The 23,600-nt window shown below is 70.4% G+C and carries 26 protein-coding genes; 4 read left to right on the top strand and 22 right to left on the bottom strand.

Annotation, left to right across the window (positions count from 1 at the left end):
- Window positions 1–110 precede the first annotated feature (110 nt).
- Entirely contained in the window at window positions 111–380 is a 270-nt protein-coding gene (locus Q344_RS0103010) for a hypothetical protein (RefSeq protein WP_028285359.1), read from the bottom strand.
- Window positions 377–3,181 (bottom strand): [protein-PII] uridylyltransferase family protein, encoded by a 2,805-nt coding sequence (locus Q344_RS0103005; RefSeq protein WP_028285358.1) that lies wholly within the window; start codon window positions 3,179–3,181, stop codon window positions 377–379. Before Q344_RS0103005 ends, Q344_RS0103010 begins: the two co-directional genes overlap by 4 nt.
- Before the next feature lie 84 nt (window positions 3,182–3,265).
- On the opposite strand from Q344_RS0103005, the gene Q344_RS0103000 reads away from it, so the two are divergent.
- The 4 genes from Q344_RS0103000 (at window position 3,266) to Q344_RS0102985 (ending at window position 5,890) form a co-directional block, all read left to right on the top strand.
- A complete protein-coding gene (locus tag Q344_RS0103000; protein WP_028285357.1) occupies window positions 3,266–3,733 on the top strand; it encodes a YbaK/EbsC family protein in 468 nt (155 codons plus the stop codon).
- A gap of 112 nt (window positions 3,734–3,845) precedes the next feature.
- Window positions 3,846–4,292, top strand: a complete 447-nt coding sequence (locus Q344_RS0102995) for a DUF2852 domain-containing protein (RefSeq protein WP_028285356.1) — start codon at window positions 3,846–3,848, stop codon at window positions 4,290–4,292.
- 44 nt (window positions 4,293–4,336) lie between these two features.
- Entirely contained in the window at window positions 4,337–4,810 is a 474-nt protein-coding gene (locus tag Q344_RS0102990) for an RDD family protein (RefSeq protein WP_229669125.1), read from the top strand.
- A 258-nt stretch (window positions 4,811–5,068) separates the two neighbouring features.
- Window positions 5,069–5,890: an arginyltransferase gene (locus Q344_RS0102985; protein WP_028285354.1), complete on the top strand. Its 822-nt coding sequence runs from the start codon at window positions 5,069–5,071 to the stop codon at window positions 5,888–5,890.
- Between the two features lie 130 nt (window positions 5,891–6,020).
- Here the strand turns inward: Q344_RS0102985 and cysE are convergent, their stop codons facing one another.
- The 20 genes from cysE to fabF all read right to left on the bottom strand — a co-directional run bounded on the left by cysE (window position 6,021) and on the right by fabF (window position 23,424).
- The gene (gene cysE / locus Q344_RS0102980; protein ID WP_028285353.1) at window positions 6,021–6,824 is read right to left on the bottom strand and encodes a serine O-acetyltransferase; all 804 of its coding nucleotides are present in this window, start codon (window positions 6,822–6,824) and stop codon (window positions 6,021–6,023) included.
- 102 nt (window positions 6,825–6,926) lie between these two features.
- Entirely contained in the window at window positions 6,927–10,844 is a 3,918-nt protein-coding gene (locus Q344_RS0102975; RefSeq protein ID WP_028285352.1) for a baseplate multidomain protein megatron, read from the bottom strand.
- A gap of 15 nt (window positions 10,845–10,859) precedes the next feature.
- Window positions 10,860–11,297, bottom strand: a complete 438-nt coding sequence (locus tag Q344_RS0102970; protein ID WP_028285351.1) for an NlpC/P60 family protein — start codon at window positions 11,295–11,297, stop codon at window positions 10,860–10,862.
- Window positions 11,294–12,178: a DUF2163 domain-containing protein gene (locus tag Q344_RS0102965; RefSeq protein ID WP_028285350.1), complete on the bottom strand. Its 885-nt coding sequence runs from the start codon at window positions 12,176–12,178 to the stop codon at window positions 11,294–11,296. Before Q344_RS0102965 ends, Q344_RS0102970 begins: the two co-directional genes overlap by 4 nt.
- Window positions 12,175–12,807: a DUF2460 domain-containing protein gene (locus tag Q344_RS0102960; RefSeq protein WP_028285349.1), complete on the bottom strand. Its 633-nt coding sequence runs from the start codon at window positions 12,805–12,807 to the stop codon at window positions 12,175–12,177. The genes Q344_RS0102965 and Q344_RS0102960 overlap by 4 nt, the downstream gene beginning before the upstream one ends.
- Window positions 12,808–12,816: 9 nt before the next feature.
- Window positions 12,817–13,476, bottom strand: coding sequence for a phage tail tape measure protein (locus Q344_RS0102955; protein WP_028285348.1), 660 nt, complete (start codon window positions 13,474–13,476; stop codon window positions 12,817–12,819).
- Window positions 13,469–13,666, bottom strand: coding sequence for a rcc01693 family protein (locus tag Q344_RS0102950; protein ID WP_028285347.1), 198 nt, complete (start codon window positions 13,664–13,666; stop codon window positions 13,469–13,471). Before Q344_RS0102950 ends, Q344_RS0102955 begins: the two co-directional genes overlap by 8 nt.
- Window positions 13,663–13,977 carry a gene transfer agent family protein gene (locus Q344_RS0102945; protein WP_028285346.1) on the bottom strand — a complete coding sequence of 105 codons (315 nt, stop codon included), beginning with the start codon at window positions 13,975–13,977 and terminating at the stop codon, window positions 13,663–13,665. Before Q344_RS0102945 ends, Q344_RS0102950 begins: the two co-directional genes overlap by 4 nt.
- Window positions 13,977–14,390 (bottom strand): phage major tail protein, TP901-1 family, encoded by a 414-nt coding sequence (locus tag Q344_RS0102940; RefSeq protein WP_028285345.1) that lies wholly within the window; start codon window positions 14,388–14,390, stop codon window positions 13,977–13,979. The genes Q344_RS0102945 and Q344_RS0102940 overlap by 1 nt, the downstream gene beginning before the upstream one ends.
- Before the next feature lie 17 nt (window positions 14,391–14,407).
- Complete coding sequence (locus Q344_RS0102935) at window positions 14,408–14,818, bottom strand: DUF3168 domain-containing protein (RefSeq protein ID WP_028285344.1); 411 nt, start codon at window positions 14,816–14,818, stop codon at window positions 14,408–14,410.
- Window positions 14,815–15,150 (bottom strand): head-tail adaptor protein, encoded by a 336-nt coding sequence (locus Q344_RS0102930; RefSeq protein WP_028285343.1) that lies wholly within the window; start codon window positions 15,148–15,150, stop codon window positions 14,815–14,817. The genes Q344_RS0102935 and Q344_RS0102930 overlap by 4 nt, the downstream gene beginning before the upstream one ends.
- Window positions 15,147–15,734 (bottom strand): head-tail connector protein, encoded by a 588-nt coding sequence (locus Q344_RS0102925; protein WP_028285342.1) that lies wholly within the window; start codon window positions 15,732–15,734, stop codon window positions 15,147–15,149. Before Q344_RS0102925 ends, Q344_RS0102930 begins: the two co-directional genes overlap by 4 nt.
- Before the next feature lie 136 nt (window positions 15,735–15,870).
- Window positions 15,871–17,055 carry a phage major capsid protein gene (locus Q344_RS0102920; RefSeq protein WP_028285341.1) on the bottom strand — a complete coding sequence of 395 codons (1,185 nt, stop codon included), beginning with the start codon at window positions 17,053–17,055 and terminating at the stop codon, window positions 15,871–15,873.
- A gap of 34 nt (window positions 17,056–17,089) precedes the next feature.
- Window positions 17,090–17,632, bottom strand: a complete 543-nt coding sequence (locus tag Q344_RS0102915; protein WP_084178357.1) for an HK97 family phage prohead protease — start codon at window positions 17,630–17,632, stop codon at window positions 17,090–17,092.
- 11 nt (window positions 17,633–17,643) lie between these two features.
- Window positions 17,644–17,877 carry a GTA head formation protein, RCAP_rcc01685 family gene (locus tag Q344_RS0102910; protein ID WP_084178282.1) on the bottom strand — a complete coding sequence of 78 codons (234 nt, stop codon included), beginning with the start codon at window positions 17,875–17,877 and terminating at the stop codon, window positions 17,644–17,646.
- Entirely contained in the window at window positions 17,870–19,045 is a 1,176-nt protein-coding gene (locus tag Q344_RS0102905; RefSeq protein WP_028285338.1) for a phage portal protein, read from the bottom strand. Before Q344_RS0102905 ends, Q344_RS0102910 begins: the two co-directional genes overlap by 8 nt.
- Window positions 19,046–19,187: 142 nt before the next feature.
- Entirely contained in the window at window positions 19,188–20,447 is a 1,260-nt protein-coding gene (locus tag Q344_RS0102900) for a DNA-packaging protein (protein WP_051630227.1), read from the bottom strand.
- Between the two features lie 31 nt (window positions 20,448–20,478).
- Complete coding sequence (locus Q344_RS22970) at window positions 20,479–20,796, bottom strand: hypothetical protein (RefSeq protein ID WP_051630226.1); 318 nt, start codon at window positions 20,794–20,796, stop codon at window positions 20,479–20,481.
- 207 nt (window positions 20,797–21,003) lie between these two features.
- Window positions 21,004–22,164, bottom strand: a complete 1,161-nt coding sequence (gene mltG, locus Q344_RS0102890; RefSeq protein WP_028285336.1) for an endolytic transglycosylase MltG — start codon at window positions 22,162–22,164, stop codon at window positions 21,004–21,006.
- The gene (fabF, locus tag Q344_RS0102885) at window positions 22,165–23,424 is read right to left on the bottom strand and encodes a beta-ketoacyl-ACP synthase II (protein ID WP_028285335.1); all 1,260 of its coding nucleotides are present in this window, start codon (window positions 23,422–23,424) and stop codon (window positions 22,165–22,167) included.
- Between the last annotated feature and the right edge of the window lie 176 nt (window positions 23,425–23,600).

The following is a 23,600-nucleotide window of genomic DNA, read 5'->3' as shown; positions in this document are numbered from 1 at the left end:
TTCGAGGGGCGGTGCATGCCAGCACGCCCCCTGCGGCAGGCTGATGGTCCGAGCGCCGGTGTGCGCAGCAGCGCGGCCGCTCCGGGGCCCCATGGCCTCGGAGCGCGGGACTACATCACCCGCCCGCGCCGGCCGCCGCGGCGCGTCGGGGTCGCCATGCCCTTGCGCCCGTCCCGCAGGATCCCGCTCATCGGATGGTCCGGTTCGGTTTCCGCGTGCCGCGCGATCAGCACGTCGAGCGCGCCGGGCGTGTCCGCCCCGTCGGGCAGGCTCAGCGCCCAGTCCATGAAGATCGAGCGACATTCCTCCACCCGGATGCCCTCGATCCGGTAGCTTTCGCCGATCACCCCCTTGGGGTCCACCGCATCCCGCACCATCATGCGTCCTCCTCGTATCCGGCGAGCGCGCGGTCGATCACCGCCGCCGCCCGGGCCGTTGCCTCCTGGTACCGCGCCTCCAGCGCGGCGATGTCCTTTGCCCCGGTCTCGCGCAGGAGCATGTCGCGGCCGCCCTGCCCGATCCGGTCGGGGTCGAGCGGCTGGTCGCTCAGCAGCTTGGCCACCTGGCCCAGCTGCCAGCAGAGGTCGTAGGCCTCGAGCAGCGCCGCGCGGTCCTCCTCCGAGAGCCAGCCATCCGCGACCGCACCGTCGAGCCCGGTGACGAGCGGCCCCGAAGGCACCCGCCCGATCAGCGCGCCGGCCTGGGCGATCAGCTCGATCTCCTGGTTCCGGCCGGGGCCCGTCTTTACCTCCCACGCGTCGGGGGCGCGTCCGGCCCGGGCGATCCGTGCCCGCATCTCGGCCACGGCGCTCAGGATCTCATCCTTGTCGCGGCCCCGTTCCTGCAGCGCGTCCCGGAACGACGTTACATCATGCCCGAGCGCCGCGCCCTCGGCGCCGACCTCGGCCACGATCCGGGCGCGCGTCATGGCAAGGTGCTCCCAGACCCAGGCCTGTTCGGACTGGTAGTTGCGGAAGGCAGGCCACGAGGTCGCGACCGGCCCCTGGTTGCCCGAGGGGCGCAGCCGCATGTCGGCCTCGTAGAGGCGGCCTTCCGACATCTGCGCGCTGAGCGCCGTCACCAGCGCCTGCGTCAGCCGTGCGTAATAGGTCCGCACATTGAGGGGCCGCCGGCCGTCCGACTGCTCGGCCTCGCCCGCGTCGTAGATCACGATCAGGTCCAGGTCGGACCGCGCGTTGAGCCGCCCGGCGCCGAGAGAGCCCATGCCCAGCACCACCGCGCCGCGACCCGGCAGATCGCCGTGCTTGCGGGCGAATTCGGTGGCGACGACGGGGAAGATCACCCGCAGGACCGCCTCGGCCAGCTCGGCATATTCCGCGCCGGCCGTCCTGGCGTCGATCAGCCCGCGCAGGTGGTGCACGCCGATGCGGAAATGCCAGTCCTTCTGCCAGCGCCGTGCGGCGTCGAGCCTGGTCTCGTAATCCGCCTCGGTTTGCAGGACGCCGGCGAGGTCCTTGCAAAGCGCCTCGCCCCCCGGCCATTTCGCGAAGAAATCCCCCCCGATCACCGCGTCGAAGACCCCGGCGTTGCGGCCGAGGTAACTCGCCAGTTCGGGCGCGGTGCCGACGATGTCGCCCAGCAGGTCGATCAGCTGCGGGTTGGCCTCGAAGAGCGAGAAGAGCTGCACGCCCGCCGGAAGCCCGGCGAGGAACCGGTCGAAGGCGACCAGCGCCTCCTCGGGTTTCGCGGCGCGCGACAGGCGCGAGAGCATCTCGGGCCGGAGCCGGTCGAAGATCACCCGGGCGCGTTCGGACCGCAGCGCCGGGTAGGAATGCCAGCGCGAGGTGACCGAGGCGTCGAAGGCGACCTCGGGCTCCGGCACCGGCTCGGGGCGGTCGCGATCGTCGCGGGCGAAGAACCCGTCGGTGAGGTCGCGCACCTCTTCCAGCCGGGCGCGGATCTCGGCCCGCAGCTCCGCCGCGTCGCGGTCCATGAAGCAGGCGAGACGGTCAAAGCCCTCTTCCGATTGCGGCAGGGCGTGGGTCTGCGCGTCGTTCACCATCTGCACCCGGTGCTCGACCTCGCGATGCGCGCGGTAGGCATCGGTCAGGGTGGCGGCCAGCTCGCCGGGGATCCAGCCCTTGGCCGAGAGCACCTCGAGCGCGGGCACCGTGCCGCGCACCCGCAGGTCCGGGTCGCGGCCGCCCGCCACGATCTGGTGGAACTGCGCGAAGAACTCGATCGCGCGGATGCCGCCCTCGCCCTGCTTGAGATCGAAGCCCGGCAGCTCGATCCGGCCATGCAGCCCCTTGTGATCGCGGATCTTGCGCCGCATGTCATGGGCGTCCTGGATCGCCGCGTAATCGAGGTGGCGGCGCCAGACGAAGGGACGCAGTTCCGCCCGGAAGCGTTCGCCCCCCGCGATGTCGCCCGCGCAGGGCCTGGCCTTGATCCAGGCCGCGCGCTCCCAGGTCCGGCCGAGGCTCTCGTAATACCGCTCCGCCGCCTCCATCCCGAGGCAGACGGGCGTGACGGAGGGATCGGGACGCAGCCGGAGGTCGGTGCGGAAGACATAGCCCTCCCCGGTCAGATCCGAGAGCGTCGCCGCCCATTTCCGGGTCGCCCGGATATAGGCGGGCCGCGCCTCGAGGAAGGCGTCCGCGTCGAAGCGGGTCTCGTCGAAGAGCACGATCAGGTCGATGTCGGACGAATAGTTGAGCTCGCCCGCCCCCATCTTGCCCATGGCGAAGGCCACCATGCCCGCCCCGGTCTCGAGCGCGTCCTCGCCCATGCCCGGCAGCTTGCCGCGCCGCAGCTCGTGGGCCAGCGCGGCCCGCATCGCGCGGGCGACGGCGAGATCGGCGAAATCGGTCAGCCGGCCGGTGACCTCCTCCAGCGGCCAGACCCCGCCCAGATCGGCCAGCCCCGCCAGCAGGGCCACGCGCCGCTTGCCGCGCCGCAGCTCCGGCGCGAGATCCTCCTCGAGCGCGCCGATCCGCGCCATCTCGGCGTCGAAGGCGGCCTCCGGATCGTCCAGCGCCCCGGCGAGCCAGCCCGCCTCCTTGCCGATCAGGCCGCAGAGGTAGGGGCTGCAGCCGGCCGCGCCCCGGACAAGGTCCGCGGCCGGGCCGGTGAGGTCCGGCAGATGCTCCAGCGCCTCCCTCCCCCGGTCAGGGTCGAAGGGGCGCGGGCTGCGGGTCATGCGTGAGGCGATTGTCATGCGCGCACCATATCCCCGCGCCCGGTCTGGTCAATCCGCACGCAGGCTGGCACAAACCGCGCATCACGGCAGCCGGAGGGCAGGATGAGCAAGAGCAAGACCCGGGTGATCCGCGCGCTGGAAGCGGCGGGGATCGAGGCGGAGATCGTCGAGCTGACAGAGGCCAAGACCGCGCAGATGGCGGCCGACGGGGTCGGCTGCGAGCTGGACCAGATCGCCAAGTCGATCATCTTCCGCGGCGAGGAAAGCGGCGCGGCCATCCTGTTTCTGACCGCGGGCGGCAACCGGGTGGACGACCTCAAGGCCAGCGCCATCGCCGGAGAGCCGCTCGGCAAGGCGGACGCGGCGCTGATCCGGGCGCAGACGGGCTTTGCGATCGGCGGCGTCGCGCCTGTCGGGCACCTGACCCCGATCCGCGCCTTCCTCGACCCGCGCCTGATGGAATTCGACGTCATCTGGGCCGCCGCCGGCACGCCGCACCACGTCTTCGCCCTCGACCCGGCGGAGCTGCCCCGGCTGACCGGCGCGCAAACGGCTGATTTCACTGCCTGAACCGGCCGCATGTTAAAAACTTTCACATGACCCCTTGCGAGAGGGGCGCGCGACCTCCATCTTCGATAATGTGAAAGACATTCACATCCACACGAACACGGAGAGACACACGATGACCCCCGCCACTGCAACGGCCCAGACCTACGAACGCCCGATGGGCTGGCTGGCCAAAGCCGAGGCCTGGCTCGACGACAAGGGCAAGGGTGCCTGGATCGCACTGATGATCCTTGGCTTCATCTTTGTCTGGCCCGTCGGCCTCGCCCTTCTCGCCTACATGATCTGGAGCAAACGGATGTTCTCGAAATCCTGCAGCCGCCGCCGCGGCCACCGTCACGAAATGCGCCGTTCGGGCTATGCCGCGATGAGATCGAGCGGCAACCACGCCTTCGACGCCTACAAGGCCGAGACGCTGCAGCGCCTCGAACAGGAACAGGAAGCCTTCGAATCCTTCCTGCAGCGCCTGCGCGACGCCAAGGATAAGGCCGAGTTCGACCAGTTCATGGAGGACCGCGCCCGCCGTGCCGAGCGCGAGCCCCAGGACGATCGCGAAGAGGCCTGAGCCCTTCCCTCGCCCGGCCCCCGATCCCCGGGGGCCGGTTCCTCATGGACCCCACCGGACCCGAGACGACGACGATGTATTACGACGCCCTGAGCCTGCCCGACCCCGACGCCCAGCCCGAATTCTACGCGGGCGTGCCGGTCAAGCGCTTCCTCGCCTGGGTGGTGGACGCGCTCCTCATCCTGCTGCTCTGCCTGCTGATCCTGCCCTTCACCGCCTTCACCGGCCTGTTCTTCTTCCCGCTCCTGATGCTGGTCACGGGCTTCCTCTATCGCTGGGCGACGCTCGCGGGCGGATCCTCGACCTGGGGCATGCGGCTGATGTCGATCGAGCTGCGCCGCCTCGACGGTGAAAGGCTCGACGGCGGCACGGCCTTCATGCACACGCTCGGCTATTCGCTCTCGATGGCCTTCTTCCTCGTGCAGTTCGTCTCCATGGTGCTGATGGCGACCTCCTACCGCGGCCAGGGTGTCAGCGACTACCTGCTCGGCACCACCGCGGTGAACCGCGCGGGCTGACCCGCGGCCTCGCTTTCCGGGTGAAGCCTGCAGCCCCGCGTTGCAGGCTTTTGCCGTGAAGGGAGCGCCCCGCGGGCGGCCACATCGTCACCGACCTCGGCGCCGGGGGAATCCGGCCTTCTCGCCCGTCTCCCTCCGCGCCGGCAGCCCGCCGCAACAGGCGACTTCGGGCCGGGAGCTTGCGCAGGGGAACTCTTGGCTTGGCGTGCAGGTTTGTCGCTGTTATCGTCCGTCCTGCAATTCAGCCGACCTTAGTTCATGCGCCACACCCTACCGCTCGCCCCGCAATTCTACGTGACGGCTCCGCAGCCCTGCCCCTATCTCGAGGGGCGGATGGAACGGAAGCTGTTCACGGCATTGCAGGGCGACAGTGCGGGTCGGCTCAACGACTGCCTGTCCAAGCAGGGCTTCCGGCGCTCGCAGAACGTGCTCTACCGGCCTTCCTGCGCCGATTGCGCGGCCTGCCTCTCGGCCCGGATCTCGGTCAAGGACTTCGCGCCCTCCCGCAGCCAGCGCCGCACGGTCAACCGCAATGCCGCGCTGAAACGGACCGCGACCTCGCCCTGGGCGACCGAAGAGCAGTACGACCTCTTCCGCGACTACCTCGACAGCCGGCACGCGGATGGCGGGATGGCCGACATGGACGTCTTCGAATTCGCCGCCATGATCGAGGAGACCCCGATCCGGTCGCGCGTCGTCGAATACCAGCACCCCGAGGAGGGGTTGATCGCCGTGGCCCTGACCGACGTGCTCGATGACGGGCTGTCGATGGTCTATTCCTTCTACGATCCGACCCGGCAGAAGGACAGCCTCGGGACCTACCTGATCCTCGACCATGTCGAGATCGCGCGCGAGGCGGGGCTGCCTTACGTCTATCTCGGCTACTGGGTGCCGGGCTCGCCCAAGATGGGCTACAAGGCGCGGTTCTCGGGGCTCGAGCTCTACGTCGACGGCAAGTGGCAGAAGATGCGCGACCCGGCCGATTACGACAAGGAGACGCATCCGCTCTCGGTCGATCCGATCGCCGAGCAGGTGGCGAACATCACCCTGCCGGACGTGCGCCCCGCGGGCACGCGGTAGACCCGCGCCGGACAGAAGCGGACGCTGCCCTCGACGCCGGGCGCGATCCGCCCTCCCAGCTTCACCGTCAAGCAAAAGCGCCGCGCGATCTCCATCGCGCGGCGCTCCGAAACTCCGGCCCTTTCCGGCCTCACATCCCGATCAGCTGGTCCATGCTGACCGAGGGCTGGTCGCACCCGGCCTCGCCCACGATCTTCGCGGGCACGCCGGCCACGGTCTTGCAGGGCGGCACCTCGTTCAGCACCACCGAACCCGCCGCGATCCGGGAGCAATGGCCGATGTGGATATTCCCCAGCACCTTCGCCCCGGCCCCGATCAGCACGCCGTTGCCGATCTTGGGATGCCGGTCCTCGTCCTCCTTGCCGGTCCCGCCCAGCGTCACCGAATGCAGCATGGAGACGTTGTCGCCCACCACCGCCGTCTCGCCGATGACGATGGAATGGGCGTGGTCGATCATGATCCCCTTGCCCAGGCGGGCATGGGGATGGATGTCGACGCCGAAGATCTCGCTCACCCGCATCTGGAAGTAATAGGCCAGATCGTGCCGCCCCTCGCCGTAGAGCCAATGCGCCACGCGATGCGCCTGCAGCGCCTGGAAGCCCTTGAAGAACAGCACCGGCTGCAGGAAGCGGTGGCAGGCCGGGTCGCGGTCGAAGACGGCGGCGATGTCGGCCCGGGCCGCATCGGCCAGCCAGACGTCGCTGCCATAGGCCTCGTCGCAGATCTCGCGCAGGATCTGCGCCGACATCTCGTGGTTCGCGAGCTTGGCCGAGATCCGGTAGGCCAGCGCCCGTTCCAGCGTCGGATGGTGCAGCACGGAGGAATGAACGAGCCCGCCAAGAAGCGGTTCGTCGCGGATCGCCTGCTCGGCCTCGTGGGTGATCCGGGCCCAGACCGGGTCCAGCTTTGCCAGTTTGGTTCTCGTCTCGGCCATGACCGTTCCTCGCGCTGATCGCTCAAGAATACCAGATAGGCGGTCGGGGCGAAAACGCAAAGCGGTGATGGCCGGGATTTCCCGCCGAGATGGGCGCCCCGATCAGGCGGACAGGCTCAGCCCCCGGAACGGCCCCGCCCCGTAGAGCGCCGAGACCTGCGCGACCTGCACCTCGAAAAGTCCCGGCGTGAGCCCGTCCGCCGCCTGCATCGCCGCCGTGTAGACCCAGCCGGGCGCGCCTGTCTGGGCCTCGCGCAGCAGCCCGCCCGCCTGCATGACGCGGACAAGGTAGAGCTCCGCCTCCTCGGCCAGCGGCACCTCCACGCCGTCCCATCCGTCGCCGCCGATCCGGGTGCGGCGGATCCAGCCGACCGACAGATCGCCCCCCGTCCATGCCCCGCGCAGATGCACCGGCGCATAGGGTCTCAGCCCGTTGCCGTCGAAGGCGAGCACCGCATGCCCGTAGGCCGGATCGTCCACCGGCCGCAGCGCCGGGCCGTAGCGGTAATGCCGCGCCAGCCTCCGCTGGCCGAGCGTCAGCCCGATCTGCTCGGGCGCCCGGTCCAGCAGCACGAAACGGCTGCCGACCGGCCAGAGCGCGGGCATCAGCGCGTCCGAACCGAGCTGCCCGCGCAGCCGCTGCGACAGGAGCCAGGTGTCCGGCCCCGTCATCACCGCATCGCGGAACTGGAAGAGCTCCCAGTTGCCGGGCGTCCCGTCCCCGATCGCCGCCAGGTTCGCCCCGCCGAGCAGCGCCCGGTCGCTGACCGAAGCCAGCGCGCCCGAGGTCAGCCGCACCGACAGCCCCTCGCCCCGGTCGACAAGCCCAACCGGGCCTGCGGCCAGCGCGGACTCCGTCACCCCGACGGTGGCCCGGCGCGTGATCTCGGTGTTCAGCCGGTAGCCCGCGTCCTCGTCCGCGGCATAAACCGCCACGGCCCCCGGCCAGGGCTTCGCCGTGACCGCGACATGCGGCGCATGCGGCACCTCCTCGCCGGTGATCAGCGGCAGATCCATGAAGACCGGCAGAACCGGCACCGGCGGAACGAAGCGGCTGAGCGCGACCTCGTCCTCCGCCATGTCGACGGGCCGGTAGGTCTCGGGTTCGATCCGCACGGCCTCGACGATCTGATGCGCTGCCTGCTCCACCCCGTCCACCCGGAAGAGCCCCGCGCCATCCGCCACCGGAAGCCTCAGGACGTCCCCCGCGCCCAGGTCCCGCCGCGACGGCGGCAGGGCCAGCCGCACCGTGTCCCGCGCCACCCGCGCCTCGGTCAGCCAGCGCTCCAGCACCTGCCGCCCCTCGCCCCGCGTCATCGCCAGAGCCATCTCGGAGGTCGCCACGCCGCGGCTCGCCTGGTCGGGCATCACCGCCTCTTCCGCGACCACCGCGAATTCCGCATCCGCCTGCACGAAACGCAGCCGCACCCGTCCCGCCATCTCGGCCTGCCCGGCGCGGGTCTCCTCGATCCTTCCCTCGAGCTCATCGGTCACGGCCAGGTCGGCCTCGCCCAGATCCGCATCCGCCCGCCCGTCCCGCATCACGAAGCGCAGCGCGCCGTCGCGTTCCACCGCGTCGAAACCATGGCGCAGCATCAGCGGCTGAAGCGCGCCCCGCGCCGCGCCGACCTCCTCCACCGCGTAGCCGCTGACATGGCCGTGCAGGTCCGAGACGTCCACGTCCTCCAGCCCCGCCTCCCGGCAGATCTCCGAGACCAGCGAATCGAGCCCGCGCCCCGAGGCACGCCCCGTGATCCAGTGCCCGACGCGGTAGTTCGCCCCGTCGCTCCAGGCCTCCTCGGTGCTGGGGAAGGCGGGAAACGGTCGCGCATCCCAGGCCCAGACATGCATCCGGTCGAGGTCCAGCATCCGGCCGCCATAGACCGGAGACACCGGGTTGTGCGCCGGATCGCTCCAGTAGCGGTGCATCACCTCGAGATAGCGCGCTTGGATCACCTCGTCCCGTCGGCCGGTCGAATGGCGCGGCAGGAAGCTCTCCGAGGATTTGGGATCGTGGAAGACGTTGGGCTGGTTGGTGCCCTTGTCGACCGCGGGGCAGCCCAGTTCCGTGAACCAGACGGGCTTCATGCCCGGCATCCAGTCCGTCGCCCCGGCCTGCCGCACGCCGCCGATCCGGTCGTGATGCGCATTGGCCCACCAGTTGCGCACGTCCTTGTAGCGGAAGACCCAATCCTCGCCATGGGCCCCATCCTCGATGGGCGTGCGGATCTGCGCCGCTTCCGCCTCGGGCGAGTGATAATACCACGCGTAGCCCTCTCCGCCCTCCACGTTCGAGGCCAGGTAATCGGGGTCGTAGACCGAGCCCCAGGCCGCATCGGCGTGATCGTCCCCCTCGCGCCAGTCCGACAGCGGCATGTAATTGTCGATCCCCACGAAATCGATCGTGTCGTCGGCCCAGAGCGGATCGAGATGGAAGAACACATCGCCCGACCCGTCCTGCGGGTGATGGCCGAAATACTCGCTCCAATCCGCGGCATAGCCGATCTTCGCATCCGGCAGCAGCGCGCGGACCTCCGCCGCCAGATCGCGCAGCGCGGCCACCGCCGGGAAGCTGTTCCCCGGCCCCCGGACCTGGGTGAGCCCCCGCATCTCCGAGCCGATGCAGAACGCATCCACTCCGCCCGCCGCCGCGCAGAGCGCCGCGCAATGCAGGATGAACCGGCGGAATCGCCACTCCGCCGGGCCGGTGTAGCCGACGCCGCCCGCAAGGCTGAAATCCGCGGCCGCCGCCGTGCCGAAGAAGGCCGCCACCTCCGCCGCCGCCGTCGCGGTCCCGTCCGGAGAGCCCTCCCGCCCCGGCGCGACCGAGCAGGTGATCCGCCCGCGCCACGGCAGGACCGGCTGGTTGCCTGCCGCGCTCCACGGGTCGGGCAGGCCGTTGCCCGCCATCTGCTCCATCAGCACGAAGGGATAGAACATCACCCTCTTGCCGCGCGCATTCAGCTCGCGGATCGCCTCGATCACCGAGGCATCGGCGGGCGTGCCGCCATAGACCGGGCGGTCGTCCCCGTCGCGGCCGACCTCGCCCGCCGCCGCACGGCTCAGCCCGGCGACCTGCCAGGGCATCCCGCGTCCGTCGGCCAGCGTCTGCTCCACCCGCGGCCGGACCTCGCAGGCCCCGCAGCGCAGATCATTGCCGAACCAGCTCACCACCAGCGAGACGCCCTCGCAGGCGACAAGGCTCGCGTCCATCTGGTCCAGCGCCGTCGTGAAATCGCTCTTGCCCGAGGCGGTGTGGACATTCGCCATCCGCACCCGCCCGTGGCCCTCGTCGAAGCTGACCGGCGTCGTGGCCAGCGCGTATTCCCCGCAGCCCGGCAGCATCGCGACCGCCCGCACCGCCCGCGCGGGCGAGAAGGCCCCGACGGGCTCGTCCGCGGGCGCGGGCCGGATCGTCTCGATCGCGAATTGCGGCACACGGTTGCCGAAGGGCGCAAGCGCCAGGTCCTCGAAGACGACATAGGCCGTGCCGCGGTAGGCCGGCGCCCGGCCCGCGCCCTCCACCGCCTCGATCTTCGGATCGGGCAGCTGATCCTCCGTGCCATGGTAGACCCGCAGGCCGAGCGTATCCTGCGCGATCTCGACGCCGTCCGCCCAGATCCGCCCGATGCCCGAGATCGCGCCCTCGCAGAGCGCCACGGCCAGGCTCACCCGGTAGGCATGGCTGCGCGTCTCGGGCGCCCGCGGCCCGCCCTTGCCGCCGCCCGAGACGGTCACGATCTCCTCGAATTGCGAGGCCCAGATCACCTGTCCCGGCAGCCGCATCCGCCCATAGAGCCGCGCCACCGGGTCGCCCTCTCCGGCGCCGGTCAGGCGGAAGCGGTCGACCCGCCCGCTCTCGACCACGTCCGACCCCTGGCCGAGCAGCCGCTGGTCGATGAGCCGCCCCAGCGTCGCCCCTGCGAAACGCCCGACCGCCGCCGTCGAAAGCCCCACGACGGAGCCGCCGATGGATGAACCCACGGCCGCCCCGACCGCGGAGAGTATGATCGTTGCCATCTGAATCCTCCGGGATCAATCAATCGGCGGAAAGGCGAACCGGGCCACGATCCGCCGGCGCCAGGGCAGGCTCAGCGGGCTTTCGACCACCGCGTGCCCGGAATAGGCGTGGATGAAGCTCGCCCCCGCCCCGACACGTCCGGCAAGCCCGAGGTGCTTCGCGACCCCGCCGTCCCGCATCCGGAAGAGCAGCACGTCGCCGGGCGCCTCGGCCGCTCGCGGCTTCACCACGAGATGCCTCAGCGCCGCCTCCCACAGAAGCTCCTCGCGTCCGGGTTCGGCCCAGTCGCAGGTGTAGGCGGGGACCGGCTCGGGCTCCGCGCCCAGCACCTCGCGCCAGACCCCCCTCAGAAGTCCGAGGCAATCCGTCCCCGCCCCCTTGACCGAGGCCTGGTGCCGGTAGGGCGTCCCGATCCAGCCGCGCGCCGCATGCGCGATCCTTTCGCCCGTCATCGCCGGCTCCCCCCGGATGTCTCGCCCGAACGGACCGGCAGCGCCATCTGCCAGTCCTCGCCGGGGATGTCCGGGAAACCCCGGAAATTCAGCACGTTGTCGAACTTCAGTCGGCAGGTCTCGAAGCGCTTGTCGCACCCGGCCTCCAGCCGGACGATGTCGCCCGCCACGATCGGCGCGCGCAGCGGCTCCCAGAGCTCGACCACCCGACCGCCCTCGAGGAACCGGTCCCGCTTCACCGTCCCGACCAGCCCCGCGGCCGCTCCGCTCAGCACCGTCAGACGGCCACGCTGGAACCAGCCGAAATCGAACCCGGCCAGCGCGTCGAAGGTGAATTTCTGCCCGTCCTCGACCGCCTCGAGCGCCCGCTCGGCCACATAGCCGGGCTGCGACAGGTCCACCTTGCAGGCCCCATCCCCCAGCACCGCCGGGCACGGCTTCTGATACACCCGCCCCGCGGGCCGGTTCAGCGCCTCCGTCAGCCCGCGCAGCTCCGCCCGGAATGCACCGCCGGCCCGCCGGATCTCGCCCAGCGTGCCGCGGAAGACCACCTGCCGCTCGTCCACCGCCGCCCAGTTCACCAGCCACGCCGTCAGCTCGGCCCCGTCGAACCGCCCGGCCTCGATGTCGGTCTCGCGGATCGCCCCGTCCGAAAGCGCGCCGACCGCCTCGGTGTTGTCGACCGAAAGCCCCGTGCCCTGCTGCAGCGCCAGCGCGCTCAGCCCGCTGTCGGCGCGGAACACAACGCCATCGAACCGCAGCTCCCGGTCATGGTCGGTGAACCCCATCACCACCCCGTCGCCCCGCGCGATCCGCCAGGCATGGCAGACCGAGGTCGCCCCCGTCGCCAGATGCGCCTTCAGCCCCGCATCGAAGCTCATACCCGCACCTCCACGATCGGCACGCTCGGCACGTCGCCCGCCCGGAACGAGGCCACGGAGACCTGGATCAGGTCCGTGTCGAAGCGCACCGGCACGTCGAACTCGAACCCCGCGGTGATCTCGTCCCCCTCCGCCGGCACCTCGGCGAAGACGATCAGCCCGGTCGCGCTGTCGACCTCGTAATGCAGCCCCTCCTGCAGCTCGTCGCCACCGACGCCCACGCGTACCGTCCCCGCCACCGGCTTCGTCACCGGCCGCAGGTAGGTCTGTTCGCCCGACCGGTAGCGCTTGGCGAGCTGCCATTCGTCCGTCGCCCCGTCCCCGGTCGCGATCACCTGGTCGTCGAAGGCCACCTCCGCCGTCGCCCGGCAGGATTTGAAATCCGACCAGTCCTTCCAGCGGAACCCGTAGAGCTGCCCCTGCCGCGCCTCGAAGAAGGCGATCAGCGCCTCCACATCATCGAGCGAGCGCATCGCCACCCCGGCATCGTAGCGCCTGCGCGAATGGGCCCAGGGCGTGTTCCGCTCCTCGAACCCGTTCGCGAGCGTCACCACGTCCGTCCGCCGCTCCGGCCCGCCGACCGAGCCGAAGGACAGGCTCGCCGGAAACCGCACCTCGTGAAAATTCATCGCTGCCTCCTACCGGTTCCGCTGCCCGCGCGAGAGCGCCCGCCCCATCTGCGCCGCGATCTGGCTCTGCGACCGTTGGAAGCCCTGCACGTCGGGTGTCTGCACATGCATCACCACGCTCACCGCGCGCCCGCCCTTCGAGCGCACCCCGAGCCGCCCGTCCGGGCCGCGTGACAGCGGCATGATCGCCTCCGGCCCGGCCTCGCCCATGAGCCCCGTGCCACCCCGCATCGGGAACCGCACCGGGCCGCTGACGATCCCGCCATTGGCAAACGGCATCACCCGCCCCTGAGAAAACGGCGCCCCGTGCGCGAAGGGCAGAACCTCCTGCACCATCGCCCCGACACCGCCCGCGATCAGCCCGCCGAAATGCCGTGCCACGGGCCGGGCGGCGGCGGAATAGGCCGTGCCCACCATGCTCCGCGCCATCGTCCGGAGCGCATCCGACAGCTTCATTCCGTCGAACATCACCCCGTCGAACGCCCGCCTGAGCCCCCGGCTCAACCCGCGCTCCAGCGTCGCGACATCCTTCCCCGCCTCGCCCATCGAGGCGCGGACCCGCCGCAACTCCGCGTCGAAGCTCGCCGCCATGTCGGCGCTCGCCCCCAGCGTCAGCGTCAAGGCCTCCGCCTGGGTCTCCAGCGCCTCGAGGTTCCCGATCTCATCCATCACCCGTCTCCTTGTCCGGATAGGCCGCGAGCAGCGCGTCCAGCCCCGCCCGCCGCATCGGCGCGCCCTGCCCGCCCTCGCCCAGCATCAGCCGCAGCTCGGCCGGCGTCAGCCGCCAGAACTCCTCCGGCCTGAGCCCCAGCCCGCGGATGCCTGCCGCCATCAGCACCGGCCAGTCGAACCGGCTCATCCCGGCACCGCAAAGGCGCGCGCCAGAAGCTCCGCCGCCGCCCGCGCCGCCGCCATCGGCCCGCCCTCGATCTCGGCGCTCAGCAGGTCCTCCGCCCGGCCCCGCCAGCCGCCGCCCCTGAGGCCCGCCACGATCAAGGCCATCACGTCGCGCGAGGAGAACGAGCCGCTCTCGAACCGCTCGACCAGCGCCACCAGCGTGTCCTCCCCGAGCGTCGCCTCCAGCTCCGCCAGCGCGCCGAGCGTCAGCCGCATCACGACCCGCTCGCCGTTCAGCACCAGCGCCACCTCGCCGTGATACGGATTGCCCATCAGAGCGCCGTGAAGGTCAGCGCGCCGGCCGACGCCATCGACATCTCGTAGGTCGCCTCCCCGTCATGCGCGCCCGCGTATTCGATCGCCGTCACCTGGAACTTCCCCTCGACCACGCCGAAATCCGGGATGATCACCTGGAAATCCGGGCAGTCCCCGTCGAAGAAGATCTGCCGCGCCCGCTCGTCGCTCGAGGCGTCCTTGAACACCCCCGCCCCCGAGATCGCGGCCGAGCGCACGCCCGCGCCCGCCAGCAGCTCCCGCCAGCCCCCCTGGCTCTCGAGGCTCGTCACGTCCACGCTCTCCGCGTTGAACGAGATCCGCGTGGCGCGAAGCCCCGCGAGGGTCTCGAAGGACCCGGCATCGTTCATGTCCACCTTGATCAACAGATCCTTGCCGTTCTGTGCCGCCATCTGCCTGCTCCTAGCTATCAGTCGTCATGCACCCGCGCGCGGAAGGTCAGGTCGATCCGCCGGATCTGTCCCGCCTCCTCGCGCCGGGCGCGTGCCTTGAGGAAATTCAGCGTGATCACCCGCCCGCGCTCCAGCGCCGGAAGGCCCGCCATCAGCGCGTCCGACACGGCGCCCGCCACGTCCTTCGCCGCCTGGAACCCGTCCGCATCGGTCACCACCGAAACCGAGAAATCGTGCCGTGCCCCATGTCCCGACTTGTCCGAGAGGTCCCGCACCTCCTCCGGACCGAGCGTCACGTAGGTGGTCGGCACCGTCCCCGAGGGCGGCGCGTCGAAGATCGCCGTGCCCACGAGCGCGGCCAGCGCCGCATCCCCCGTGAGCGTCGTGAAAACCGCCTTCTGCAAGGCCGAGGATACCGCGTAGCTCATGTCAGCGCCTCCTCGCGCACGAAGCAGGTGAGATAGGCCCCCGCGAGGTCGCGGTCCGCCACCGTCTCGATCCGGAACACCCGCGCGCCCTCCCGGAACCGCTGCTGCGGCAGGGGCCGCGCGTCCGATCCCACGGGGGCCGAGCGCACGGTCACCTTGTAGCTGGTCTGCGCCAGCGGCAGCCCGCCGCCGTCATGCACCCGGCCCGACCGGGCGATGACCTCGGCCCAGACCTCGCCGAGCGCCACCCAGGTCTCGACGAACCCGCCCGCCCCGTCTGCGACCCTGACGGGCGCCTCGAGCGCCAGCTTCCGGTTCAGACGCGGCATCATTGCCCCATCCCCAACCGGAGGTTCCGGTATCGCGCCAGCAGCGAAGACACGCCGAACGGCATGCACCCCTCGCCCAGCCCGGTCTCGCCCCGGAATTCGTAGTAATGCGCCGCCAGCAGCATCACCGCCTGCCTGAGGTCCGCGGGCACCGCGTCCCAGGCCCCGAAGCCCGCGGTAAAGGCGATCTCCACCGCCCCACCCGTCGGAATCGTCGGCAGCATCGCGCCTGCGCTCTCGATCCGCGGCACGTGCAGATCCTGCACCAGCCGGTAGAGCCCGGCCTCCACGACCGCCTCGCTCCCGTCGCCATAGACCCGCCGCACCGCGCTCACCGCGCTCACCGGCCCCAGGGGGAGCACCTGCACATCCCCCCGCCGCCAGCCCACGATCCGCCAGGTGAAATCCCGCGCGATCAGTGCCTTGCCGGTCCGCGCCTCGACGGCCGCCATGGCCGCGCGCAGGAAGCTCTCCAGCACCTCGTCCTGCACCACGTCCGAGGCGAAGCCGGTGCCCAGCCGGAGGTGGCTCTTGAACGCCTCGACCGGAAGCGAGGCCAGGGGAATGTCAGTGTCTTCTTTCAGCATCTCGACCTCTCACCGGATGACCCTCCCCGACGGATGGCGCGTGCCACCCGCGTTGCTCGACGGAGGGAGCAGCTGGACAACGCCTGTCGGTGACACGCGCCGGGACGGGCCGTCAGGCCCGCCCCATCGACCCCGCTTACGCGGTGCCGAATTTCAGCAGCTTGATCGCCGCGAAATCGCTCACGTCGCCGCCGACGCGCTTGGTCGCGTAGAACAGGACATGCGGCTTGGCGCTGAACGGATCGCGCAGCACGCGCAGGTCCGGACGCTCGGCGATGGTGTAGCCCGCGTTGAAATCGCCGAAGGCCACCGAGTAGCTGTTCGTCGCGATGTCGGGCATGTCCTCGGCGATCAGAACCGGATAGCCGAGCAGACGCGCCGGCTCCCCGGCCTGGAGGCCATCGGACCACATGTAGCGCCCGTCCGCATCCTTCAGCTTGCGCAGCGCACCCGCGGTCTTCGAGTTCATCACGAAGGTGCCGTTCGCGCGATACCGCGCGCCGAGCGCGTAGACGAGGTCGATCACCGCGTCGCCCGCGTCCGAGGCGAAGCCGCCGTCCATCCCGGTCACGATGTAGCCGAGGCTGTCCCAGGCCCAGGCGCCATCGGCCACCTTGGAGTGCGTCAGGAAGCCCGTGGGTTTGTCCGAGCCGTTGCCCGTCACGAAGGCCGAGGCCTCGGCCCGCAGGAACTTGTCGGCGATCCGGCCCGCCAGCCAACCCTCGATGTCGAAGGCGCTGTCGTCGAGCAGCCGCTGGCTGATCTTCGGCAGGGCGGAAAGCTCGTAGAGCGGGATCGAGATGCGGTCGATCGTCGGCGTCCCGGTCTCGGACACGCTCGTCTCGCCCGACCAGCCCGAGCCCACGTCGGTGTGGTCGATCAGCACGTCGTAGGAGGTCGCCTCCACCGTGACCACATTGGCGATCTGCCGGATCGAGGCACCGCCCGACAGCGTCGACTGGATCCGCCCCGAGGTCTCGGGATCGACGAGATACCCGCCGTCGCCCGCCATCGCGGTGCTCATCGCCTTGCCCTCGAGCTCCAGCCCGCGGAGGCCGTCATCCTCGCCCGAGCGCACATAGGCGCCGAAGGCCTTCTGGTGCGGCGCCTCCGCCTCGGCGGCCGAGGCCAGGACAGGGCGCGTGGCCCGGTGGGATTTGCGGTCCAGCGTGCTCATGCGGCCCTCCTGTTGGTCAAGTCGTGTCTGAATGTCGTCCCGGAAGCCCTTGAACTCCCGGATGAACTCGGCCACCGCGGCCTTCGCGCCCTGCTCCGGGGACAAAGCCTCCCCGGTCCGAGACGCGCTCTCGGTTGAAGTCATCGGATTGTCCCCTCGATGGGTGTCTTGCCGAGCCCTAGCGGCCCGTCTCGTCAAGCCGCAGGGCCCTCAGCCCCGCCGCCAGCTCGCGCCAGATCGCGGCGCCCGGGTCATCGCCCTTGGCCGCCACCCGCGCACTGGGCAGCATCGGGAAGGTCACCAGCGACACCTCCCAAAGCTCCAGTTCGGTCAGGAGCCGCCGGCCCCCGTCATCCTTCACCGCGCGCTTCGTCCGGTATCCGATCGACAGCCCGTCGATCGCCCCCGCCTGCAGGAGCGCCACCGCCTCGCGCCCCTTCGCGACGCTCTCCAGCACCCGGCCCTTCACATGCAGCCCGCGCCCGTCCTCCCGGATCTCGTCCCAGACCCCGATGGGCTGCGCCGGGTCATGCTGCCAGAGCATCTTCACCCGCCGCCCCTCGCGCGCCAGCGCCGCCAGCGAACCGGCATAGGCCCCCGCCTGCACCACGTCGCCGCCCTGGTCCGCCGCCCCGAAGAGCGAGGCATAGCCCTCGATCACATGCCCGTCCGTGACCGTCAGCGCCGACCCGAGCGCCACGTATTTCCGTTCCAGTTCCATCTCCATCCCCCTCACGGCAGCAGCACCGACTGGAAGGCCTGCGCGAGGATCACGCCGACCACCCCGTAGACCGTCACCCAGAGCCGCCGTTCCAGCCGCTCCACCATCTCCTCGAGCTTGTCGACCCGACGCGTCAGCGCCTCCAGCCGGACCTCGCTCAGCCGTTCATGGGCCTGGAGCCTCAGCCCCGGCGCACATTCGAAAGGCACGCCCTCCCAGTCGCTTATGGCGCGCGCCTCACCCATCCGCCTCATCCACCGGCAGCCCCAGCATGACCCGCTTCTCGCGCTTCGTCAGGAAATCCGCGGCCGAGACCCGGCTCCACTGCGCGTCCCGCTCCGCCGCCAACGCGGGAACCTGGTCGAGGTCGGGCTTCAGCTCCAGCGCCTCGCCCACGAACCCGGACATCCACTCCGCCACCCGCGCCGTCACCCGTGCGGCCAAGGGCAGCACCGTCAGGCGATAGAATGCCCGATGCGCCTCCTGGTAATTCGCGTAGGTCGCCTCCCCGGGGATCCCCATGAGCATCGGCGGCACCCCGAAGGCCAGCGCGATCTCCCGCGCTGCCGCCTCCTTGGTCTTCTGGAACTCCATGTCGGAGGGAGAGAACCCCATCGGCTTCCAGTCGAGCCCGCCCTCCAGCAGCATCGGCCGCCCGGCGTTCCGCGCGCCCTGGTGATGGCTCTCCATCTCCGCCACCAGCCGGTCGTACTGGTCCGGGGACATCACCCCCTGGCCCTCCGCGCCGCGATAGACGATGGCGCCAGAGGGCCGCGCCGCATTGTCCAGCAGCGCCTTCGACCAGCGCGACGCGGAATTGTGCACGTCCACCGCCTGCGCCGCCGCCTGCAACGGGCTCAGCCCGTAATGATCGTCCTGCGGGTGGAACGCCTTCACGTGACAGACCGGCGGCCGCCCCCCGCTCACGTCGAAGCGATGCTTCCGCCCGCCGACGCTGTACTCATAGGCCACCGGCCAGCCGTCCGCCCCCGGCACGAGGCTCATCCGGTCCGACCGCAGCACATGCAGCTCCACCGGTGCGCCGTCCTCGCCCGCGACCGCCTCGAGATACCCGTTCCCGGTCAGCAGGAGCTGACCGTAGAACGCCTCGAACAGCTCCGCCCGCCCCTGCACCGGGTTCGGCGCGCGCACCAGGTCCAGCACCGGGTGCGTCTCGAACCGCCGCGCCCCGTCCTGCAGCACCAGCGGCAGGGCGGCCGCGGCCTCGGCGATCATCTTCACCGCGCGGAAGCCCACCGGGTTGCCCGCGAACCCCGTCCGCGTCAGCGTGGCGACGTCCCGCGGGCTCCAGGCCACGCGGCCCGAGGAATGCCAGGCGACGACCTTGCCCGTCGCGCTCGCCTTCACCTCGGGCGCCTGTGCCTCACGCCGGAAATAGTCGATCACACCCATGGGCCTCTCCCGATATGGGCGAGGGCCGAAGCCCCCGCACCTTTCCCTCCGTCTGCGCCATCCGAAGATTGCGTGGAGAGGGTTATCCCCCCTTCCGGTTAACGCTACCCCGCCAGACCGGCCGCTGCCCGTTGCGCGCCGCTCACAGCGCCCGCACCTGCGGCCGCATCCAGTTGCCCCCCGGCACGATCATCAGCTCGTGCAGCGCCCAGACGAGCGCATCCAGCCGGTCGGGCGACCCCTTCCCCTCGTATCCCGCCATGGCCATCGCGCACATCTGCTCCTCCAGCGCCCCGAGCCCGCGCGCATGGAACACCCGCCCCTGTTCGTAGAGCGCCGCCACCGGCTCGGCCCGCGCCGCCTTCCCGCGGGTCGCATGCACCTTCCGGAACGGCACCATCGGATCGACCTGCCGGATCACGCTCTCCACGAGGTCGCCCCCCTGGTTCACCTCCGCCACCAGCCGTTCCCCGCCATGGCGCCGCAAGGCGGCAATCGCCGCCGCCGCCCATTGCGACGGAGAGGCGGCCGAGACGCTCGCATCCTCGATCACATAGGCCCGCCAGTCCCGGACATCCCCGCGCATGGTCACGCCCGCCACCACGATCCCGCATTCGTCCGAGCCCTTGTGCCCCGTCACCGGCGGGTCCACCGCGACCACCACCCGGTCCATCTCCGGCAGGATGTCGACCGAGGCGCGCTCCAGCGCCGAGGGCGTCCAGAGCGCCCCCTCCACATCGTCGAGCAAGAGCCCCTCCAGCTCCTGCCGCCCCAGCCGGGTCCCGTCGTAGCGCGCCTTCACCTCCGCGAGGAACGAATCCGCCAGGTTCGCCCGGTTGGCCTCGGTCGGCGCGTTCGTCACCACGGTCGAGGGACTCTCCAGCAGCATCTTCAGCACCCGCACGTTCCGCGGCGTGGTGGTCACGCAGACCCGCGGGTCCTCACCCAGACGCAGCGCGAACTGCAACATGTCCCAGGCATCCTGCCCCCGCCGCCATTTCGCCAGCTCATCGGCCCAGGCGCAGTCGAACTGCGGCCCCCGCAGGCTCTCCGGATCATGCGCCGAAAAGACCCGCGCCTCCGCCCCATTGGGCCACACGAGCCGCTTCTTCGTCGCCTCCCAGACCGGCCGCCGGTCGGGCGGGGAACAGGCCATGATCCCGCTGTCCCCGAAGACCATCACGTCGCGCGCCTGCTCGATCGTCTCGGCCACCAGCGCCACGCGGCGGCACAGCCCCGGATCCCCCGGCCGCGCCCCCTCGACCTGCGTCCGCACCCATTCGGCCCCGGCCCGCGTCTTCCCCGCGCCGCGCCCGCCCAGGATCACCCAGGACCGCCACGCCCCTTCGGGCGGCAATTGATGCTCCAGCGCCCAGAACTCGAACAGAAAAGGGAGAGCCATGAGCTCTCCCTCCTCCAGACCATCCAGGAATTCATCCTGCACCGTGACATCGGCGGAGGCGATCCAGGCGGCACCGGATCGCAACCCGGGCCCCGTCGAGATCGAGCGCGTATCCCCGCGCGCCCCCGTGTCTTCCGTTGATTTCCGCAAGTCTCGCCTCCGTTTCCGCGGCCCGCGCAAGGAAGGTGCGCACCTCTGCCACCGTCTTCTGCGCCTCCTTGGCCGCCGCCATGTCCCCGTTCCGCGCCCGCGCCTGCAGCCGCACCATCTCGGCCTTCAGATCCCGAAGCTGCGCCGTCACGATCCCGACTTCCTCGTCGAGCCAGTTGGTCTCTGTCTCCGTTGTCATTGCCACGCCCTCTCGCTGGTTGGCCCCCGCACGACGGACATGAAAAAACGGCCTCGGGGTATGAACCCCGGGCCGTTTGCCCATCTCCTCCAGCATGGCCGAATGAATACTCCGGACCGTGCGCAAAGTCAAGAAATCAAAGGTTAACCACCCGGCGTAACCGTCCGGTATCTTTACCTTTTCTTAAGAATACGCGGGGCGGGCGGCCTACTGGTTCGCCCGCTCCGCCTCGATCTTGCGCCACTTGGCGACGTTGGCGTTGTGCTCGTCCAGCGTCTCGGCGAAGGCATGGCCGCCGGTGCCGTCGGCCACGAAGAACAGGTAATCGCTCTCCGGCGGGTTCACCGCCGCCTCGAGGCTCTTGACCCCCGGGTTGGCGATCGGCGTCGGCGGCAGCCCGTCGATGACATAGGTGTTGTAGGGCGTCTCGCGCCGCAGCTCGCTCTGCCGCAGCCCGCGGCCCAGCACGCCCTTGCCTTCGGTGATGCCGTAGATCACCGTCGGGTCCGTCTGCAGCCGCATGCCCTGCTTCAGGCGGTTGGTGAAGACGCTGGCGACAAGCCCGCGCTCTTCCGGAACGCCGGTCTCCTTCTCGATGATCGAGGCCAGGATCAGCGCCTCCTCCGGGCTCCCGACGGCCAGGTCGTCGCTGCGCGCGGCCCATGCGGCGGCGAGGCGCTCCTCCTGCGCGGCCAGCATCTTGGCCACGAGCTCGGCCCGGTCGGCCCCGTCGGAGACCTCGTAGCTGTCCGGGGCGAGCGCGCCCTCCGCGGGAACCTCCGAGACCTCGCCCGACATCACGTCGAAGCGCTTGAGCGAATCCACGATCTGCCAGCTCGTCACGCCCTCGGCGACCGAGACGCGGTAGCGGGTGTCGGGCTCTTCGCGCACCTTCTCGTATTCGGCGGGCACCGGGGTCTCGGTGTCGGCGGGGTTGAACTCGGCCGTCTCCGTGAACTGGTTCGTCGCCGGGTCGAGCTCGCGGACCTCCACCAGCGAGCGGGTCACGCCGATGCGATAGACCACCTCGGTGCCGCAGGTGCTGGCGCCCCCCCGGGTGATGATGTCGACGATCTCCTCCATCGAGGCGCCTTCGGGGATAAGGAAGCTCCCCGCCTTCAGGTCACCCGCCTTGTCGGTGTAATCCACCCCGATGCGGAACAGCGGCCCGCTCGAGATCGCGCCCTGCTCCTCCAGATCGCGGCTGACCCGCGACATGTTGGAGCCGCTCGCGACCCGCAGGCAGATCCCCTCGGACAGCGGCCCCTCGCTGCGGTATTCCTCCTGCCCCCAGAGGATCAGACCCCCGAGCAGGAAGACCGCGACGATCAGCATCGTCAGGGCATTGGAGGCGATCGCCCGCCACATTCAGTTGGCCTTTCCGAACACGAGGCTCGCGTTGGTGCCGCCGAAGCCGAAGGAATTGGACAGCGCCACGTCGATCTTGCGCTCGACCTTCTTGTTCGGCGCGAGGTCGAGCGGAGTTTCCACGGCGGGCGTGTCGAGGTTGATGGTCGGGGGCGCGACCTGGTCGCGCAGGGCGAGGATCGAGAAGATCGCCTCGATCGCGCCGGCCGCGCCCAGCAGGTGCCCGGTGGCCGACTTGGTGGACGACATGGTCGCCTGGCCCGCCGCCTCGCCGAGCAGACGCTCCACGGCCGCCAGTTCGATGACGTCCGCCATGGTCGAGGTGCCATGCGCGTTGATGTAATCCACATCCGAAGGCTTCAGCCCCGCGCGGTCGAGTGCGGCGGTCATCGACCGGAACGCGCCGTCGCCGTCTTCCGAAGGCGCGGTGATGTGATAGGCGTCGCCCGACATCCCGTAGCCGAGATATTCGCCGTAGATCTTCGCGCCGCGCGCCTTGGCGTGCTCGTATTCCTCCAGCACCACGACGCCCGCGCCCTCGCCCATGACAAAGCCGTCCCGGTCCGCGTCATAGGGACGCGAGGCCTTGGTGGGATCGTCCCGCCGCTTGGTCGAGAGCGCCTTGCAGGCGTTGAACCCGGCGATGCCGATTTCCGAGATCGAGGCCTCGGCCCCGCCGGCCAGCATCACGTCCGCATCGCCCCACTGGATCAGCCGCGCCGCGTCGCCGATGGCGTGCGCCCCGGTCGAGCATGCGGTCACCACCGCGTGGTTCGGGCCCTTGAAGCCATAGCGGATCTGCACCTGGCCCGAGATCAGGTTGATCAGCGCGCCGGGGATGAAGAAGGGCGACACCCGCCGAGGCCCGCGCTCCTTGATCAGCACCGCCGTCTCGGCGATCGAGTTCAGCCCGCCGATGCCCGAGCCGATCATCACGCCGGTCCGGACCTTGTCCTCTTCCGACATCGCGTCGATGCCGGCGTCGGTCACCGCCTGGATGGCGGCCGCCATGCCGTAGAGGATGAAATCGTCGACCTTGCGGCGCTCTTTCGGCTCCATCCAGTCGTCGGGATTGAAGGTGCCGTCGCTGCCGTCGCCGAAGGGAAGCTCGCAGGCGTAGTTCGTCGCCAGGTGATCCGCATCGAACCGGGTGATGGTGCCCGCACCGGATTGGCCCGCCAGAAGACGCGACCAGGTTTCCTCGACTCCGCTTGCCAAGGGCGTGACCATTCCAAGTCCCGTAACCACTACTCGACGCATGGGCTGCCTCTCCCCGTAATTTTCCGAAACCGCTCATACCCCGCCTTGGCCCGCAGGGGCAAGAGCGGGAGGGGGCGGAACCCCGCCGCCCTTCGGCCTCGGGACCACCTCTAGCACCGAACGGGTCCGCGCAGATAGGGAGGATCCCGCCCGCCCCTCCCGCACGGAGGCGGCAC

The organism is Pseudooceanicola nanhaiensis DSM 18065 (assembly GCF_000688295.1).
In the GTDB taxonomy this organism is placed as follows: domain Bacteria; phylum Pseudomonadota; class Alphaproteobacteria; order Rhodobacterales; family Rhodobacteraceae; genus Pseudooceanicola; species Pseudooceanicola nanhaiensis.
This window is presented reverse-complemented; position numbering and strand designations above follow the sequence as displayed.

Bases quoted from the DNA above. Each gene is read 5' to 3' on its own strand.
- Q344_RS0102915 (WP_084178357.1), bottom strand. From the start codon at position 17,632: ATGGAACTGGAACGGAAATACGTGGCGCTCGGGTCGGCGCTGACGGTC.
- fabF (WP_028285335.1), bottom strand. From the start codon at position 23,424: ATGCGTCGAGTAGTGGTTACGGGACTTGGAATGGTCACGCCCTTGGCA.
- Q344_RS0102965 (WP_028285350.1), bottom strand. From the start codon at position 12,178: ATGAGCTTCGATGCGGGGCTGAAGGCGCATCTGGCGACGGGGGCGACC.
- Q344_RS0102900 (WP_051630227.1), bottom strand. From the start codon at position 20,447: ATGGCTCTCCCTTTTCTGTTCGAGTTCTGGGCGCTGGAGCATCAATTG.
- Q344_RS0102945 (WP_028285346.1), bottom strand. From the start codon at position 13,977: ATGGGCAATCCGTATCACGGCGAGGTGGCGCTGGTGCTGAACGGCGAG.
- Q344_RS0103005 (WP_028285358.1), bottom strand. From the start codon at position 3,181: ATGACAATCGCCTCACGCATGACCCGCAGCCCGCGCCCCTTCGACCCT.
- Q344_RS0102970 (WP_028285351.1), bottom strand. From the start codon at position 11,297: ATGACGGGCGAAAGGATCGCGCATGCGGCGCGCGGCTGGATCGGGACG.
- Q344_RS0102950 (WP_028285347.1), bottom strand. From the start codon at position 13,666: ATGAGCCGGTTCGACTGGCCGGTGCTGATGGCGGCAGGCATCCGCGGG.
- Q344_RS0102975 (WP_028285352.1), bottom strand. From the start codon at position 10,844: ATGGCAACGATCATACTCTCCGCGGTCGGGGCGGCCGTGGGTTCATCC.
- Q344_RS0102940 (WP_028285345.1), bottom strand. From the start codon at position 14,390: ATGGCGGCACAGAACGGCAAGGATCTGTTGATCAAGGTGGACATGAAC.
- Q344_RS0102990 (WP_229669125.1), top strand. From the start codon at position 4,337: ATGGACCCCACCGGACCCGAGACGACGACGATGTATTACGACGCCCTG.
- Q344_RS0103010 (WP_028285359.1), bottom strand. From the start codon at position 380: ATGATGGTGCGGGATGCGGTGGACCCCAAGGGGGTGATCGGCGAAAGC.
- Q344_RS0102995 (WP_028285356.1), top strand. From the start codon at position 3,846: ATGACCCCCGCCACTGCAACGGCCCAGACCTACGAACGCCCGATGGGC.
- Q344_RS0102905 (WP_028285338.1), bottom strand. From the start codon at position 19,045: ATGGGTGTGATCGACTATTTCCGGCGTGAGGCACAGGCGCCCGAGGTG.
- Q344_RS0102910 (WP_084178282.1), bottom strand. From the start codon at position 17,877: ATGGGTGAGGCGCGCGCCATAAGCGACTGGGAGGGCGTGCCTTTCGAA.
- Q344_RS0102960 (WP_028285349.1), bottom strand. From the start codon at position 12,807: ATGAATTTTCACGAGGTGCGGTTTCCGGCGAGCCTGTCCTTCGGCTCG.
- Q344_RS0102985 (WP_028285354.1), top strand. From the start codon at position 5,069: ATGCGCCACACCCTACCGCTCGCCCCGCAATTCTACGTGACGGCTCCG.
- cysE (WP_028285353.1), bottom strand. From the start codon at position 6,824: ATGGCCGAGACGAGAACCAAACTGGCAAAGCTGGACCCGGTCTGGGCC.
- mltG (WP_028285336.1), bottom strand. From the start codon at position 22,164: ATGTGGCGGGCGATCGCCTCCAATGCCCTGACGATGCTGATCGTCGCG.
- Q344_RS0102955 (WP_028285348.1), bottom strand. From the start codon at position 13,476: ATGGATGAGATCGGGAACCTCGAGGCGCTGGAGACCCAGGCGGAGGCC.
- Q344_RS0102930 (WP_028285343.1), bottom strand. From the start codon at position 15,150: ATGATGCCGCGTCTGAACCGGAAGCTGGCGCTCGAGGCGCCCGTCAGG.
- Q344_RS0102925 (WP_028285342.1), bottom strand. From the start codon at position 15,734: ATGCTGAAAGAAGACACTGACATTCCCCTGGCCTCGCTTCCGGTCGAG.
- Q344_RS0102935 (WP_028285344.1), bottom strand. From the start codon at position 14,818: ATGAGCTACGCGGTATCCTCGGCCTTGCAGAAGGCGGTTTTCACGACG.
- Q344_RS0103000 (WP_028285357.1), top strand. From the start codon at position 3,266: ATGAGCAAGAGCAAGACCCGGGTGATCCGCGCGCTGGAAGCGGCGGGG.
- Q344_RS0102920 (WP_028285341.1), bottom strand. From the start codon at position 17,055: ATGACTTCAACCGAGAGCGCGTCTCGGACCGGGGAGGCTTTGTCCCCG.
- Q344_RS22970 (WP_051630226.1), bottom strand. From the start codon at position 20,796: ATGACAACGGAGACAGAGACCAACTGGCTCGACGAGGAAGTCGGGATC.